Here is a 15749-nt window from a genome sequence, read left to right as displayed (position 1 = left end):
TGAGCATGACCCCTAAGACTGGCCTCGCCACCGCCCTGGTGGCCGCCGTCGTTGCCGCCATCGTGAGCGCCGCGACCGTTCTCATCGTTTGGCGCGCCGCCCCCGGTGTCGTCGACGCTCCGGGTGCCGGTCCTAGTGCTGGCGCCGCCATGGCGGAGAAGCAGGTCGTGGAGATCGTGCGCAAACATCTCACTGAGAATCCCGAGATTCTCGTCGAGATGACCACCGAGCTCGACAAGCGCCAGCAGGAAGAGCAGAGCGCGCAGCAAGAGAAGGCCATCAGCAGCAACGCCGACGCCCTCTTCCGCTCGGACAAGTCATTCACCGCGGGCAACCCGGACGGCGACGTTACGGTGGTCGAGTTCTTCGATTACAATTGCGGCTTCTGCCGCCGGGCGATGCCCGACGTGGTGAAGCTCATCGACAACGACGACAAGGTGAAGCTCGTGTTCAAGGAACTGCCGATCTTCGGCGGGGAATCCGAGGAGGCGGCCAAGGGCGCGCTCGCCGCAAAGAAGCAGGGCAAGTATTTCGAGATGCATCAGAAGCTGCTCGCCGACCCCGGCAAGGCCAATAAGGAGAAGGTGCTGCGCATCGCCAATGAGATCGGGCTCGACGTGCCGCAATTGGAAGCGGACATGGAGAGCGAGGAGGTGCAGGCAGCGCTCGACGAGGCGCGGGATCTCGCCCAAGCGCTAGGCCTCCAAGGCACGCCCCTCTACCTGATCGGCGATCGCACCATCCCCGGCGCACCGGACGACCTGTACGACCAGCTGGTGGAGAATGTGACGGTGATCCGGGAGCAGGGTTGCAAGGCCACTTGCTGACGCTCGCCTAACCGTAAGGGATAAAAGGCGCCTTTGGGCGCGGTGCGGCTTTTGCCGAATGCCGGAAAAGCTGGTAAAGGGGCCCGTTTCCCGCACCGCGGCTCGCAGTTTCGTTAAGTGAGCGCGCGGGTCCAAGAGAGGCGCCCTGCGACCCGCCATGGCCAACGCCATTTTCGTCCTAAACGGCCCAAATCTGAACCTGCTCGGCACGCGCGAGCCGGAGGTCTACGGCACCGAGACGCTGGAAGACCTACACGCGCGCTGCGACCGGAAGGCGCACGAGCTGGGCTTCGTCGTGGACTTCCGGCAAAGCAACGCCGAGGGCGAGCTGGTGAACTGGATTCAGGAGGCGCGCACGGACGCATCCGGCCTGATCGTCAATGCCGGCGCTTTCACCCACACCTCGATCGCCATGCTGGACGCGCTGCTCGCTTGTCCGGTACCCATTGTCGAGGTGCATCTGTCGAATATTTTCACCCGCGAGCCGTTCCGCCACCGGTCCTATATTTCACAGGCCGCCAAGGGGGTGATCTGCGGCTTCGGAGGCTTGGGCTACGAGCTTGCCATCGAGGCGCTGGCCGCCGCGATCTCTCGGGCCAAAGCAGGTTGATGGACAAGAAAGGACACCGATGACCAAAGACGGGCCGACCCTCGACAAAGACCTCATCAGAGAGCTCGCGGAGCTTCTCGAGGAGACCGGTCTGACCGAGATCGAACTCGAACTCGAGGGGCGCCGCGTCAGGGTGGCCCGTGGCGTCAATCTCACCACGACGCTGACCACGACCGGCAATGGCGGGGCCGTGCCGGTCGAGCATCATGAGCATCGCGAGCCGAAGCGCGCCTCCCAGTCCGAGGAGGCCGCCGTGCATCCGGGGACCGTCTCCTCGCCGATGGTGGGCACCGCCTACCGTTCGCCGGAGCCGGGCTCGCCGCCGTTCGTCGAGGCCGGCTCACGCGTGGTCGCGGGCCAAACGCTGCTCATCATCGAAGCCATGAAGACCATGAACCATATCCCCTCGCCCAAGGCCGGCAAAGTCATCGCCATCTTGATCGAGGACGGCCAGCCGGTCGAATACGGCGAGCCGCTTGTGGTGATTGAGCAGCAATAGCCACTCGATGTTCGATAAGATCCTGATCGCCAACCGGGGAGAGATCGCCCTTCGCATCGAGCGGGCGTGCAAGGAGCTTGGCGTCGCCACGGTCGCCGTCCACTCCACGGCGGACGCGCACGCCATGCATGTCAGGCTTGCCGACGAAAGCGTGTGCATCGGCGCCCCGCCGGCCAAGGACAGCTATCTCAACATTCCGGCCATCGTCGCGGCTTGCGAGATCACCGGCGCGGACGCGGTGCATCCCGGCTACGGCTTCCTCGCCGAGAACGCCCGCTTCGCCGAGATCCTGGACGAGCACAAGATCGCCTTTATCGGTCCGACCGCCGAGCATGTCCGGCTGATGGGCGACAAGATCAAGGCCAAGGAGACGGCGAAGGCGCTGGGCATTCCCGTGGTGCCGGGCTCGGACGGGCCGGTCACGAATTTCGAGGACGCCAAGGCTATCGCTAGCGAGATCGGCTATCCGATCATGGTCAAGGCCTCGGCCGGCGGCGGCGGACGCGGCATGAAGCTCGCCCATTTCGAGAACGAGCTCGAGGCCGCCCTGTCCACGGCACGCAACGAGGCGCGCGCCGCTTTCGGCGACGACACGCTCTTCATCGAGCGCTTCGTCACCAACCCGCGCCACATCGAGGTGCAGGTGCTGGCCGACGGCAACGGCAACGCCATTCATCTCGGCGAGCGGGACTGCTCGCTGCAACGCCGCCACCAGAAGCTTTGGGAAGAGGCCCCCTCGCCCGCGCTGAACGACAGCGAGCGTGTGCGCATCGGCGAAATCGTGGCCGAAGCCATGCGCAAACTGAAATACCGCGGCGTGGGCACCGTGGAGTTCCTCTACGAGAACGGTGAGTTCTTCTTCATCGAGATGAACACGCGGCTTCAAGTGGAGCACACGGTCACCGAGATGATCACCGGGCTCGACCTGGTGATCGAGCAGATCCGCATCGCCGCCGGCGCGCCGCTTTCGCTCAAGCAAGAGGACGTGCACTTCAACGGCCACGCCATCGAGTGCCGCGTGAATGCCGAGAATCCGCACACCTTCCGTCCGTCGCCGGGGACGATCACCCATTTCCATCCGCCGGGCGGGCTTGGCGTCCGGGTCGATTCAGGCGCTTACGCGGGCTACACCATTCCGCCGTATTATGACAGTCTGATCGGCAAGCTCATCGTACATGCCCGCACGCGCAACGAATGCTTGATGCGGCTCAAGCGGGCACTTGGAGAATTCGTCGTCGATGGCATCGAGACTACGATCCCGCTGTTCTCTTCGCTTATTTCGGAGCCGGACATCGTCGACGGCAACTACGACATTCACTGGCTTGAGGATCACCTGGCGCCCAACACGGAGCGCTCGGGATAGCGCGTCATGACCTCCATCGACGACGTGATGATAGAGATCACGCCGCAGGTGCTGCTCAAGGCGTATGCCTGCGGCATCTTCCCGATGGCGGAGAGCGCGGACGACAACGCCCTTTATTGGATCGAGCCTGAGCGACGGGGCATCTTGCCGCTCGATGACGTGCACGTGCCGAAGAGCCTTGCGCGCACCATCCGCCGCGGGGGCTTCGAAGTTAAAATCGACAACGACTTCGAAGGCGTGATCGAGGGCTGCGCCGCGCCCAGGGCGGGACGCCGCTCGACCTGGATCAACGGGCGCATCCGCGGGCTCTATCGGGAGCTATTCGCACTCGGTCATTGCCACACGGTCGAGGTCTGGCAGGAGGGCGAGATGATCGGCGGCCTTTACGGCGTCCATCTGGGCCGCGCCTTCTTCGGCGAAAGCATGTTCTCCACAGCGCGGGACGCCAGCAAGATCGCGCTGGTCTATCTCGTCGCCCGTCTGAAATATGGCGGCTTCACGCTGCTCGACACCCAGTTCGTCACCGGACACCTCGCCCGCTTCGGCGCGATCGAGGTCAGCCGTCAGAGCTTTCAGCGCCTTCTCGAAGAGTCGTTGGGCACGAGCCAGGGCAGCACGCCGTCGTCGGGCTCAGCTTCCGCGGCCGGAGGCGGTGCGGGCGCTGCATCAGCAGGCGGCGGCGCGGGCGCAGGCGCTGGCTCAGCCTCGGCAGCTTCCGGCACTTCGTCGGAGGGCGCATTCGCCGCGCTTTCGGAAGGCGTCCCGCCGATCGGGGTCTTGCAGTTGGTCAGCCAGACATCGAACACCGGGTGCTCCACGGCGTGAAGGCCGGGGCTCTCGGCAAACATCCAGCCGGTGAAGATGCGGTGCTCCTCGCCCGTGAGCTTGACCTCGTCGACCTCCACGAATGAGGTGGTATTCGGCGTCTCGGTCGCCGGGCGCGTGTCGCAAATACGCGGCGTGACCTTCAGCGCGCCGAATTCGACCGTCTGATCGATGGGGACTTCCAGATGGGAGATGCGGCCCGTCACTTTATCGAGGGCGGCGAAGACGGCGACCTCGTTCTTGATGGCCTCGGCGTGGAGAGCTTCACCCGGCAGCGCCATGGTGCATGCCACAACAGCCGCCAAAAGCGCCCAGCCGACGATTCTCCGCCGATCCATGGAGATCCCTTCGCCTCGCATCATGCCGCACACCTCATGCCGCCCACGCCCCTCGCCGGTTCCCCCGGGTGTGCTCCCTTAGCATCAAACGCCTCGTCGATCATTGGGGCAACGGTGTGGCACGGGCGCCTCACGCCTCGCCGCCCCTAGTCCTCGCCATTGCGCTCGGCGCTGAAACGGAGCCGGACATGATCGGCAGTCCAGCGCCCTTGGACGTCGCACAGGGACGGCCGCAAGAGCTCCAAAGCCTCGTTCAAAGCCGCGGTGCGCTCGGGCTCCTCGAATTGGTCGAAAAAGGAACGGCCAAACGTCCTGAGCCAGCCTTCCATGCCCGTCTTGAGTAGGGTTGGACGCGGCACGAGGGCGATCTCGCGCACGCTGAAACCGTGCTTGGCGAGAAGGCCGCCGTATTCCTCCACGGTAGGGAAGAACCACGGCGCCACATGAGCCGGGTCGCCGCCGCGCGATGCGCCCACCGCCCGCATTGCCGTGGCAATGGCCGCGACATTGCCTTGGCCGCCGAGCTCGCCTACGAAGCGACCGCGGGGTTTGAGCGCGCGCGCCACGCCGGCGATCACGAGAGCGGGGGCGCGCATCCAATGCAGCGCCGCGTTAGAGAACACCGCGTCGAACTCCTGCACGAAGTCGAGTGCATGGCCGTCGGCCTTCTGTACCGTGAGCCCCTTCATGCGCGCCACGGCAAGAAGCTCGTCGCTGAGGTCGACGCCGAGCACGTCGGCGCCCGCGGCCTTGATCTCCGCCGTCAGTGTGCCGTCGCCGCAGCCAAGGTCGAGGATGCGCTCGCCGGGCTTCGGCGCCAGCATGGCGAAGACGGGACCCGCCAGGTCCTGCACGAAGCGCCCGTTCTTCGCATAGTCGGAGGCCGACCAACGCTGGACGGCAATGGGCGGCGCGGCGCCCGTCGTGGATCCGTGCATCACTCTGGTCGCCACGGCTCGTAATCGAGGGGCTGGTCCTTGACCTTCGGGCGCAACACCGAGCCCGGCGGCCGATAGGCCTCGTAGGTCCCCGTCATGTTCGGACGATGGGCCTTTTCCCAGGGCCGCGGGCGGTAGTCTTCCTCGGTGGGAAGTTCGTCGACGGTGAAATGCAGCCAGGCATGCCATCCGGGCGGAATTTGCGTGGGCTCCGACAGGGTCGCATAGGTGACCCAGCGGCGCGTTCCGTTGCGCTCCCGGTAATAGATATTGCCGAGCCCGTCCTCGCCGACTCGCTCTCCCTTCCGCCAGGTGAAGAGGCGCGTGCCGATGGTGTTGCCCTTCCACCAGGCAAACATTTCACTGAGAAGTCCCATGGATTGGTTCAGCGTCTTTGTGAGAGCGTCTTGCCCGGGACTATGGCCCTTGGCGCGGGCTCCTGTCCAGCGGCCCAAAGGACCCCTAGTTCTGCGCCGTCCGCAGCCTGACCGCGTAGGCTTCCGCGCCCGCAAGCGTCTCGGTGTCGCCCACCGCAAGCGGCGCCTTGGCGGGCATGGGCTGGTAGGCGGGACGCGGGACGCTTAGCGCCAGGCGCTCTTCGAGGCCTGCGACCACGTAATGGCCATCGATCAGCTCGAACGGACGGTCGTCGTTCACCAGCCAGTCGAGCCGGCGATAGAGCGTGCTGGCGGACGTAGGAAGCACCAGGACCTGATGGGCCCCTGCCCTGAGCGCTTCGGCGACTAGTCCGGCCTTGGCGTGAGCGCTCATGATCATGGCGGGCACGACGCAAAGAGGACCGGCATCCTTTTGGCGCATGGACCTAACCAGCGCCGCGCCGCCGAACGGCTGCATGGAGGCTGCGGCGATGACCACGTCCGGCGCGCTCCGCCGTATGGCCAATAATGCTTCCTCGGGATTTTCATGGGTCTCGATACGCCCAGCGCCGATGGCCGCCAGCATCGCCCGCATCATGGCGAGCATGGGCAGGCGGTTGTCGATAACGGAGACGAGGAGCTGGTCGAGGTCGCGTCCGAGCGCGCGATGATGCAACATTGAAACCAACTCGATTCCCGCCGGACGGGGCGTCCGCCTATTACAGGGAAATTACGCGTAAGCTGGTAAATGGAGGGTGAAGGGGCACCGTTCGCGCGCAGGCACCCGCCGGCCGGGCTGCCCACCCCCGACTTCAACAGGTTTTACACGGGGGCGCCGCCCAAGCCCCCGGCGCAGGCCCCGCTTCCGCGACAGGCTGAAATCGCGGTTTTCAGCGGCTTTTCCTGGTCGCCGGTTGCAAGTCGTCCACCAGCTTTCCACATACTATTCCTGCCCTCGCCCACAGGGTTTAGTGGTAAAGTAACCTCTGAGCGCTAGATATTGATACGGCGATTGATGCCGTGAGAGAATCGCCTCAGTTTCGAAGGTTCGCGCAATGGCGCTACCGAACGCATGATTTTCTGAGGGGGATGCAAGCAAGATGCGGATTCAAAGACGCTTTACCGAGCCAGGACAGTCACCTTATGCGGGGATCGCCTTCCGCGAGAGCGGCAGCGAGATCAAGAACCCGGACGGCTCGGTCGTCTTCGCTCTGGAGCGGTTCTCCGTGCCGGACCATTGGAGTCAGGTCGCGGCGGACATCCTTGCCCAGAAGTATTTCCGCAAAGCCGGCGTGCCCGCGAAGCTGAAGCGCGTCGAGGAGAATTCAGTGCCGTCTTGGCTGTGGCGGTCGGTGCCGGACACCGAGGCGCTCGAGGCCTTGCCGGAAGCCGAGCGCTTCGGCAGCGAGGTCGACGCCCGGCAGGTGTTCGACCGGCTGGCCGGGACCTGGACCTATTGGGGCTGGAAGGGCGGCTATTTTTCGACCGAGGAGGATGCGTCGGCCTTCTACGACGAGATGCGCCACATGCTCGCCAAGCAGATGGGCGCACCGAACAGCCCGCAATGGTTCAACACGGGCCTCCACTGGGCCTATGGCATCGATGGGCCGAGCCAGGGCCACTATTACGTCGATTTCCGCACGGGCGAGCTGAAGGCGTCCGAGTCCGCCTACGAGCATCCCCAGCCTCATGCCTGCTTCATCCAGTCGATCGAGGACGATCTCGTCAACGAGAACGGCATCATGGATCTGTGGGTGCGCGAGGCGCGCCTCTTTAAGTATGGCTCGGGCACCGGTACCAATTTCTCGCGGCTGCGCGGCGAGAAGGAGCCCCTGTCGGGCGGCGGCAAGTCGTCGGGCCTGATGAGCTTCCTTCGGATCGGCGACCGGGCGGCCGGCGCCATCAAGTCGGGCGGCACCACGCGCCGCGCGGCCAAGATGGTGGTGGTCGATATCGATCACCCGGCCATCGAGTCCTACATCAACTGGAAGGTGGTCGAGGAGCAGAAGGTGGCGGCGCTCGTCACCGGCTCGAAGATCCTGTCCGAGCGGCTCAACGCCATCCTCAGGGCCTGCGTGAACTGCGAGGGCGACGGCGACGACTGCTTCGATCCCAAGCGGAACCCGGCGCTGAAGCGCGAGGTCAAGAACGCGCGGAAGGCCAAGGTGCCCGACAACATGGTCCGGCGCATGATCCAGTTCGCGCGCCAGGGCTATTCGTCCATCGACTTTCCCACGTACGACACGGACTGGGACTCCGAAGCCTACCGGACGGTCTCCGGCCAGAACTCCAACAACTCGGTGCGGGTCACCGACGAGTTCCTTGAAGCCGTCGAAGCCGACGGCGATTGGGACCTGATCCTGCGCAAGACCGGCGGCGTGGCGCAGACGGTGAAGGCGCGTGACCTGTGGGAGCAGGTCGGCTACGCCGCCTGGGCCTGCGCCGATCCCGGCATTCAGTTCCACACCACGATCAACGACTGGCACACCTGTCCGGCGGCCGGCGATATCCGGGCCTCGAACCCGTGCTCGGAGTACATGTTCCTCGACGACACGGCCTGCAATCTGGCCTCGCTCAATCTGATGGCGTTCCGCGCCGCGGATGGGGGCTTCGACGTCGAGGGCTATGAGCACGCTATCCGGCTGTGGACCATCGTGCTCGAGATCGCCGTGACCATGGCGCAGTTCCCCTCGCGGCAGATCGCGCAGCTCTCTTACGAGTACCGCACGCTTGGGCTGGGCTACGCCAATATCGGCGGCCTGTTGATGGCCTCGGGCATTCCATACGACTCCGATGAAGGCCGGGCACTCGGTGGCGCGCTCACCGCCATCATGACCGGCGTCGCCTATGCGACGAGCGCGGAGATGGCGCGCGAGCTCGGGGCCTTCCCCGGCTACGAGGCGAACCGCGAGGCCATGCTCAAGGTCATCCGCAATCACGCCCGTGCCGCGCGCGGCGAAGCCGACGGCTACGAGGAGCTGGCCACGCCGCCGGTGCCGCTCGACCATGCCGCCTGCCCCGACCCGCGCCTTCTGGCCCATGCCATGCGGGCCTGGGACCAGGCCCTCGAGCTTGGCCGGGACTTCGGTTACCGCAACGCGCAAGCCACGGTGATCGCGCCAACCGGAACGATCGGGCTGGTGATGGATTGCGACACCACCGGCATCGAGCCCGACTTCGCGCTCGTGAAGTTCAAAAAGCTCGCCGGCGGCGGCTACTTCAAGATCATCAACCGCATGGTGCCGCAGGCGCTCGAGGCGCTCGGCTACGGCGCGGATGAAATCAAGCGCATCATCGACTATGCGGTGGGCCGCGGCACGCTCGCGGGAGCGCCGGGGGTCAATCACGAGACCCTGGCCGCCAAGGGCTTCACCCCGGAGAAGATCGAAGCGTTGGAGAAGACCGTGTTGTCGGCTTTCGACATCAAGTTCGTCTTCAACAAGTGGACGCTTGGCGAAGCCTTCTGCACGGAGACCCTGGGCCTTGCCGCCGAGCGGCTCGACCAGCCCGATTTCGACCTTCTGGCGGAGGTCGGCTTCTCCAAGGCCGATATCGAGGCGGCCAACGTTTATGCCTGTGGGGCCATGACCCTCGAAGAGGCGCCGGGGCTCGACCCCGCCCATCTGCCGGTGTTCGACTGCGCCTCTCCGTGCGGCCGCAAGGGCAAGCGCTCCCTCTCGGTAGAGAGCCATATCCGCATGATGGCGGCGGCGCAGCCCTTCATATCCGGCGCGATCTCCAAGACCATCAATATGCAAAACGACGCCACGGTCGAGGACTGTAAGGAGGCCTATCTCCTGTCCTGGCGCCTGGCGCTGAAGGCCAACGCGCTCTACCGCGACGGCTCCAAGCTGTCCCAGCCGCTCAACGCGCAGCTTCTCGCCGAGGAGGAAGAGGATCAGGACGACGTGCTGGCGGCGATCGCTTCCGATCAGCCGGGCGTGCAGCGCGCCACCGTCATTGCCGAGCGCGTGGTGGAACGGATCGTCGAACGGGTGCGGGCCCGGGCCGAACGCTTGCGATTGCCCGACCGGCGCAAGGGCTACACCCAGAAGGCGGTCGTCGGCGGTCATAAGGTCTACTTAAGAACCGGCGAGTATGAGGACGGTCGGTTGGGCGAGATCTTTATCGACATGCACAAGGAAGGCGCCGCCTTCCGCTCGCTCATGAACAACTTTGCGATCGCGGTGTCCGTCGGCTTGCAGTACGGCGTGCCGCTGGAAGAGTTCGTCGATGCCTTCACCTTCACGCGCTTCGAGCCGGCAGGCCCCGTGCGCGGGAACGAGGTCATCAAGAACGCCACCTCGATCCTCGACTACCTGTTCAGAGAGCTTGCAGTTTCTTATCTTGGGCGGTACGAGCTTGCTCATGTTGATCCAAGTGAGATCGGCAGCACAACCCTCGGCTCCGGCGACGCTAGCGAAGGCAACCGTCTCCCCGAAGCTCTTGTCTCACCCGGCTTCACACGTGGTCGCCTCGGTGAGCGCCCGTTCTTCGGGCCGAGCAAAGCGCAAGGCAGAAGCGCTCCAGCGCGTGCGTTACAGGCAGAGGCCGATAACGATGCACTCAAGGACGCGACCGGCCTTGCCGCCGCATCACCTCAATCCCCTCCATCGGACACGGTCGAGCATGTTGCTCTCGCCGTCGAAGCGCTCGCCCAACGCGGTGCGTCAGTTCTTGTCGCCGAAGCGCGCGTTAAGGGTTATGAAGGGGAAGCATGTGAAGAATGCGGTAACTTTACCCTCGTACGAAACGGCACCTGTCTCAAGTGCGACACGTGCGGATCGACGAGCGGGTGTAGTTAGAGTGATCTGATCAGCCAGCCACCCGATAGGAGGGGATGAAAATGGCAGTAGCGAAGAAGAAAGCGAAGAAGGCCCCGGCCAAGAAGGCCGCGAAGAAGAAGGTCGCGAAGAAGCGCGTCGCGAAGAAGACCGTGCGCAAGACCGTCGCCACCAAGAAGCGGACGGTGAAGAAGACCGGCGCGGCGAAGAAAAAGACCGCGAAGAAGAAGGTCGCGAAGAAGCGCGTCGCGAAGAAGCGCGTCGCGAAGAAGCGCTAGCTTCCACAACAGCTCTAAAAGAGGCGCGGGCGTCGACAGACCCCGCGCTTTTTTTGTATTCTGATACAATAGCTTACCAGACACGCCCTGGAGAGTTCTTTCCAGGGCTTCTTGTTGCTTGGCGCCTTGCGTTTGCGGAACGCTAGACTCGATTACGCGCGAGGTGCGCCCGCCTTCCTCCTTTGCGGAGACAACACCCATGGCTCTGCTTCGTCTCGCCTATGTCAGCACGTCGGCAATCGCGGGCGACCCGCGCGAGCGCGAGTCCATCGCCGACATTCTGATGTCGTCGCGCCGGAACAACGAGACGGCCGGCATCACCGGTGCGCTGCTGGCCACCGACGACCGCTTCGCGCAGGTGCTGGAAGGCGAGCAGGAGACGGTGGAGGAGACCTACGCGCGAATCACCCGCGACCGGTGCCACGTGGACATAGTGCTTTTGTTAAAGGAGCCTGTCGCGCCACCGCCTCTTCGGCCGGTTGGGTGCGCTTGGCCTCAAGAGCCATCGCCGGCACTGGAGCTGAAACCCTCTTTGGCGATCACCTCCCAAAGGTCGGCTAGGGCCGAATCGAGGCGCGCGTCGTCGGTTCCCCGCAAGACCACATAGGTCCCGAATGCCCGGTGCTCGAAGAAAGGATAGGAGCCTATTTGCACGTCCGGATGGGCGGCTTGCAGGGCGGCGAGCGGCGGCGCCACATCGCCCTCGGCCGCGTCGATCCGGACCGTGCGCGCCTGCATGGGGCGCCCCTTGGCGAGGCGCGGCATGACCTCGTCCATCATCACCTGCATGATCCGCGGAACGCCGGCCATGACGACGACGTTCTCCAGCATGTAGCCTGGAGCGCGCGAGACGGCGTTGTGGATCAGCGCGGCGCCGTCGGGGATGCGGGCCATCCTGAGCCGCGCCGGGGTGAGATCCTCCTCGACATATTGCAGGCGCATGGCTTCCACCGCGTCATCGCGGACGTCCACACCCACCCCGAAGGCCTTGGCGATGGCGTCGGTGGTCACGTCGTCATGGGTGGGGCCGATCCCGCCAGTGATGAACACATAGGTATAGCGCCCCCGGAGCGCGTTCACCGCGGCGACGATCTCATCCTCTACGTCCGCCACCACCCGCACCTCGCGCAAGCCGATGCCTACGTGGGTCAGATAGGCGGCGATATAGGCCGTGTTCGCATCCTTGGTGCGCCCGGACAGGATCTCCTCGCCGATCACAAGCAGCGCGGCGGTCACGGTCTTAAGGTTCGGGCTCTCGTGGGTCATACCCTGTTCTACCCGAACTCGCTCGGTCTGCGGGGAATCCGTGCGCAACCACGGGGCCCGCCTTGCGGCCTCGTGACCATCTTCCTAGGCTTGTCCGATGCTGATGCGGTTCTCCTCAGGCCTGGTCGAAGGCCGGCTGGTCCGGCGCTACAAGCGCTTCCTCGCCGACGTGGAGCTCGCGGGTGGCGAGATCATCACGGCGCACTGCGCCAATCCCGGCGCCATGCTGGGCCTGAATGCGCCAGGCGCGCGCGTCTGGCTCTCCCGCTCGCCCAATCCGAAGCGCAAGCTCGCTTTTTCCTGGGAGCTGATCGAGGTCGATCTCGGGCGTGGGCCGGCGCTGGTCGGCATCAACACGTCGAGCCCCAACGGCGCCGTCGCCGCCGCTATCGAGCGCAGCCTCATCCCGCAGCTCACCGGCTATGCGTCTTTGCGCCGCGAGGTCCGCTATGGCGGCAACAGCCGTATCGACATTCTGCTGGAGGACGAGACGCGGTCCCCTTGCTACGTTGAGATCAAGAACGTGCATCTGATGCGCCAAGAAGGTCTCGCGGAGTTCCCCGATTCGGTCACCGCGCGCGGCGCCAAGCACCTCAAGGCGCTCACTGAGATGGTGGCGTCGGGCGCGCGGGCGGTGATGGTCTATTTCGTCCAAAGGGGCGACGCGCAAGCCTTCACCCTCGCTCACGATATCGACCCGGCCTATGCGCGGGCCTTCCATAAGGCGACGGCGAGCGGCGTGGAGGCCTTCGCCGTGGCGGCGGATGTCAGCCTCGAGGGCATCGCCCTGCCCCGCGCCATCCCGCTTCAATCGCCGCCTGCGCCCGAATGACCGGCCGGCATTGAACCCGCGCCGATTTCATCCTAACTCTGAGGGGAACTCCCCTATACTCCGAGCCCATGTCCAATCTCGAATTTGCCCGCGCCCAGGCGCGCGACACCAAGATCAAGCTCCACGGCGCAGACGCCTTTGCCGGCATGGCCAAGGCGGGCCGGCTCGTGGCCGAGGCGCTCGACCTTCTCACCGAGTATGTGAAGCCCGGCGTCACCACCGAGGAGCTCAACACCATCGTGTTCGACTTCGCCATGGCTCATGACGCCATCCCGGCGCCGCTGAACTATCGCGGTTTCACCAAGGCGATCTGCACGTCGTTGAACCATGTGGTGTGCCACGGCATTCCGGGTCCGCGGGCCCTGCGCGAGGGCGACGTCCTCAATATCGACGTGACCTTCATCGTCGACGGCTGGCACGGCGATTCGAGCCGCATGTATCCGGTGGGCAAGATCTCGCGTGCCGCCGAGCGGCTGCTTGAGGTGACGCACAACGCGCTGATGCGCGGCGTGGCGGCGGTGAAGCCCAGCGCCACCACCGGCGATATCGGCCACGCGATCCAGGTCTATGCGGAAGGCGAGCGCTGCAGCGTGGTGCGCGATTTCTGCGGCCATGGCTTGGGCCGCGTGTTCCACGACCGGCCGAACATCCTCCATTACGGAGAGCCCGGCGAAGGCCTGCCGCTAAAGCCCGGCATGCTGTTCACCATCGAGCCGATGATCAATCTCGGCAAGCCGCACGTGAAGATCCTGTCCGACGGCTGGACCGCCGTGACGCGCGACCGCTCCTTGTCGGCGCAGTTCGAGCACACGGTCGGCGTCACCGAGACAGGATGCGCGGTGTTCACCCTGTCGCCCAAGGGCCTCGATCGTCCGCCCGTAAGCGCCTGAGCCTAAGCGAAAGCCCCATGGGTTTCGACGACGACGCCAAGCCGCATTATCTCGGCCACCGCGAGCGGCTCAGAAAGCGCTTTCGTGACGGCGGCCCCGACGCCCTGCCCGACTACGAGCTTCTGGAGCTCGGTGTCTAGTGTTCGATTTCCTTCGCCTACTCCAATACTTAAGCGAGTTTCGGGCGGGCGGTTTTGCAGTTGGTTTTGCAACTTACGTTCTCCTTTCGGCCTTGTTGAGTTGCGCGATGGCCGCTTTTGTGGCGGCCGATCTGCCCACATAGCGGCGGATGGGCGGCGCTTCGCAAAACGACAACGCCGCCGCGGCGCTGTTCATGGGACAACTGGTCAGCGTAGCGGCCAACCGGCGGATCGCGGTGATGGTGGCCCATCACGCGTCCAAGGGACGAGACCCGATCTCTGCGGAAAGCGCGATGGGGGCAGCGTCCTTCGTAAACCTGTCCCGGATCGCCCTTGGTGTTGAGCCTCTGGCCGAGAAGGACGCAGGTAGTGTCGGGCTACCGCCCTGGGATGCTCGCCAGGTGTTCAGGGTCATTGGCAACAAGCAGAACCTGAGCTTTCCCTCCGAAAACGATAGATGGTTCCGGCTCATCAGCGTCGAAATGAGGAACGCCGAGCCTCCGATTTATCCAAATGGCGACAAGGTGGGCGTGGCCGAGGTTTTCCAGCCAGGCGTCTCCAGACAGGCATTTCCGCCTGATATGGTCCGCGATGCACTTATGACTATAGACGGGGCGCCCACGTCAAGGGTAGCTCCATTGTTACTCTCAGAGTAACACCGTCGAATCGTCGAAGGGGCTTACATCAAGGGTATGCTCAGATTCGAATAAAGCCCTTGCAGCCGCGGTGAACGTGGCGAGACCCTTGGGCCTCAAGAATCTCTTTCTAGCTTTCTGGGCAATGTCCGCTTTGTCACCAAGAGCTGACATGCTGAGCGCGGAAAGCGATGTCCGCTAAGTGCTGCCATGAGCGGACATTACTGTGGTCGGCAGACCCATCGCGCCCGCGCAATAACCCTAGGCCCAGACCAGCTTTCCGCCCAATACCTCCGCTTGTGTCGCGGACAGCGTCGGATCGAATGGTCGACCCATGGACGACAGGAATCTCACGAGGGTAGTATCCTCGCTGGACTCATGGGTTTAACTCCTTTCGTCATAGTTCCCCGTTAGGTCCAAATGGGCGCGCGAAGGCCAGTGAACACTCCAACTCCTATTTCCTCCGATCGGCTTCAATCTGACTCGGATCGGCTCAACCAAACCTGCTTTTGCGTCACGCTCGACCGCGCGTCGCTGTGCGAGGCATTAGAGCGCGAGGCAGGCGACACGGAGTTCTGTGAAACGTTTATCCACCCGAGAACCCACTTGTTCTCGAACGTGCCGGTTTTTCTTCCGGCCAGCGCAGTCGCCGAGATGCAAGAAGTCGTAGCGGGTGTGGAAACGACATCCCGGCTCGCGGAATACCAGACGGCCGCTCTGTCTTGGGCTCCCGAAATCGCGCGGATGGATCATGGTCCGCTCGGCGCGCTCATGGGCTACGACTTCCATCTCGGCGAAGACGGTCCGAAGCTGATCGAGGTCAACACGAACGCGGGCGGAGCGTTTTTCAACGCCCTACTTGCCCGGGCGCAGCGCGCTTGCTGTGCCGAGCTGGCGCCGCCCCTTATGCCGGGGGAGCACAGCTTTGAGGACACGGTATTCCGCATGTTCCAGCACGAGTGGGAACGCCAGCGGGTAGACGGCACGGCCCGCCGTATCGCGATCGTCGACGACAGTCCGGAGCAGCAATATCTTTATCCCGAGCTTGTGCTAGCGCGGCATGTTCTGTCCGAGCGTGACGTCGACGCCGTCATCGCCGACGCCAGCGATCTTCGCTATGAGGGCCGCCGGCTGAGGCTCGACGGGG

15 protein-coding genes and 3 pseudogenes are annotated in these 15749 nt (G+C 64.4%); 13 read left to right on the top strand and 5 right to left on the bottom strand.

Annotation, left to right across the window (positions count from 1 at the left end; genetic code table 11):
* The 5 genes and pseudogenes from ACSLE4_RS06735 to aat all read left to right on the top strand — a co-directional run.
* Positions 1-827: DsbA family protein (locus ACSLE4_RS06735; protein WP_435903708.1), on the top strand; the 827-nt coding region annotated here is incomplete at its 5' end.
* Between the two features lie 157 nt (positions 828-984).
* Complete coding sequence (aroQ, locus tag ACSLE4_RS06730) at positions 985-1437, top strand: type II 3-dehydroquinate dehydratase (protein ID WP_435903707.1); 453 nt, start codon at positions 985-987, stop codon at positions 1435-1437.
* A 19-nt stretch (positions 1438-1456) separates the two neighbouring features.
* Entirely contained in the window at positions 1457-1936 is a 480-nt protein-coding gene (gene accB / locus ACSLE4_RS06725) for an acetyl-CoA carboxylase biotin carboxyl carrier protein (protein ID WP_435903706.1), read from the top strand.
* A 7-nt stretch (positions 1937-1943) separates the two neighbouring features.
* Positions 1944-3299 (top strand): acetyl-CoA carboxylase biotin carboxylase subunit, encoded by a 1356-nt coding sequence (accC, locus tag ACSLE4_RS06720; RefSeq protein ID WP_435903705.1) that lies wholly within the window; start codon positions 1944-1946, stop codon positions 3297-3299.
* A 6-nt stretch (positions 3300-3305) separates the two neighbouring features.
* A pseudogene (aat, locus tag ACSLE4_RS06715) lies at positions 3306-3896 on the top strand (leucyl/phenylalanyl-tRNA--protein transferase); the annotation flags it as partial.
* Here the strand turns inward: aat and ACSLE4_RS06710 are convergent.
* The 4 genes from ACSLE4_RS06710 to ACSLE4_RS06695 form a co-directional block, all read right to left on the bottom strand.
* A complete protein-coding gene (locus ACSLE4_RS06710; RefSeq protein ID WP_435903710.1) occupies positions 3872-4405 on the bottom strand; it encodes a DUF2155 domain-containing protein in 534 nt (177 codons plus the stop codon). The pseudogene aat and the gene ACSLE4_RS06710 overlap by 25 nt on opposite strands.
* A gap of 203 nt (positions 4406-4608) precedes the next feature.
* Positions 4609-5400 carry a class I SAM-dependent methyltransferase gene (locus ACSLE4_RS06705; protein WP_435903704.1) on the bottom strand — a complete coding sequence of 264 codons (792 nt, stop codon included), beginning with the start codon at positions 5398-5400 and terminating at the stop codon, positions 4609-4611.
* Positions 5400-5777: an NADH:ubiquinone oxidoreductase subunit NDUFA12 gene (locus tag ACSLE4_RS06700; RefSeq protein ID WP_435903703.1), complete on the bottom strand. Its 378-nt coding sequence runs from the start codon at positions 5775-5777 to the stop codon at positions 5400-5402. The genes ACSLE4_RS06705 and ACSLE4_RS06700 overlap by 1 nt, the downstream gene beginning before the upstream one ends.
* A gap of 85 nt (positions 5778-5862) precedes the next feature.
* Positions 5863-6456 carry a response regulator gene (locus tag ACSLE4_RS06695; protein WP_435903702.1) on the bottom strand — a complete coding sequence of 198 codons (594 nt, stop codon included), beginning with the start codon at positions 6454-6456 and terminating at the stop codon, positions 5863-5865.
* A 421-nt stretch (positions 6457-6877) separates the two neighbouring features.
* On the opposite strand from ACSLE4_RS06695, the gene ACSLE4_RS06690 reads away from it, so the two are divergent.
* The 3 genes from ACSLE4_RS06690 to ACSLE4_RS06680 all read left to right on the top strand — a co-directional run bounded on the left by ACSLE4_RS06690 (position 6878) and on the right by ACSLE4_RS06680 (position 11446).
* Positions 6878-10582 (top strand): vitamin B12-dependent ribonucleotide reductase, encoded by a 3705-nt coding sequence (locus ACSLE4_RS06690; RefSeq protein ID WP_435903701.1) that lies wholly within the window; start codon positions 6878-6880, stop codon positions 10580-10582.
* 41 nt (positions 10583-10623) lie between these two features.
* Positions 10624-10839 (top strand): hypothetical protein, encoded by a 216-nt coding sequence (locus tag ACSLE4_RS06685; RefSeq protein ID WP_435903700.1) that lies wholly within the window; start codon positions 10624-10626, stop codon positions 10837-10839.
* A 199-nt stretch (positions 10840-11038) separates the two neighbouring features.
* On the top strand, positions 11039-11446 hold the full coding sequence (locus ACSLE4_RS06680; RefSeq protein ID WP_435903699.1) for a BLUF domain-containing protein: 408 nt from the start codon (positions 11039-11041) through the stop codon (positions 11444-11446).
* Here the strand turns inward: ACSLE4_RS06680 and ACSLE4_RS06675 are convergent.
* A complete protein-coding gene (locus tag ACSLE4_RS06675) occupies positions 11335-12105 on the bottom strand; it encodes a competence/damage-inducible protein A (RefSeq protein ID WP_435903698.1) in 771 nt (256 codons plus the stop codon). The two genes, ACSLE4_RS06680 and ACSLE4_RS06675, sit on opposite strands and share 112 nt — an antisense overlap.
* 103 nt (positions 12106-12208) lie before the next feature.
* Here ACSLE4_RS06675 and sfsA point away from each other — a divergent pair, with 103 nt between their 5' ends.
* From sfsA to ACSLE4_RS06650, 5 genes and pseudogenes are all read left to right on the top strand, one after another.
* Positions 12209-12937 (top strand): DNA/RNA nuclease SfsA, encoded by a 729-nt coding sequence (sfsA, locus tag ACSLE4_RS06670; protein WP_435903709.1) that lies wholly within the window; start codon positions 12209-12211, stop codon positions 12935-12937.
* 68 nt (positions 12938-13005) lie between these two features.
* The gene (map, locus tag ACSLE4_RS06665) at positions 13006-13827 is read left to right on the top strand and encodes a type I methionyl aminopeptidase (RefSeq protein ID WP_435903697.1); all 822 of its coding nucleotides are present in this window, start codon (positions 13006-13008) and stop codon (positions 13825-13827) included.
* 17 nt (positions 13828-13844) lie between these two features.
* A pseudogene (locus ACSLE4_RS06660) lies at positions 13845-13958 on the top strand (RadC family protein); the annotation flags it as partial.
* Between the two features lie 158 nt (positions 13959-14116).
* On the top strand, positions 14117-14623 hold the full coding sequence (locus ACSLE4_RS06655) for a hypothetical protein (protein WP_435903696.1): 507 nt from the start codon (positions 14117-14119) through the stop codon (positions 14621-14623).
* A gap of 654 nt (positions 14624-15277) precedes the next feature.
* A pseudogene (locus tag ACSLE4_RS06650) lies at positions 15278-15749 on the top strand (hypothetical protein); the annotation flags it as partial.

It is taken from the genome of Methyloceanibacter sp. (assembly GCF_051306395.1).
Taxonomy (GTDB): domain Bacteria; phylum Pseudomonadota; class Alphaproteobacteria; order Rhizobiales; family Methyloligellaceae; genus Methyloceanibacter.
Note: the sequence above shows the minus strand (reverse complement) of the source record. Positions and strands in the feature narration are given on the sequence as shown.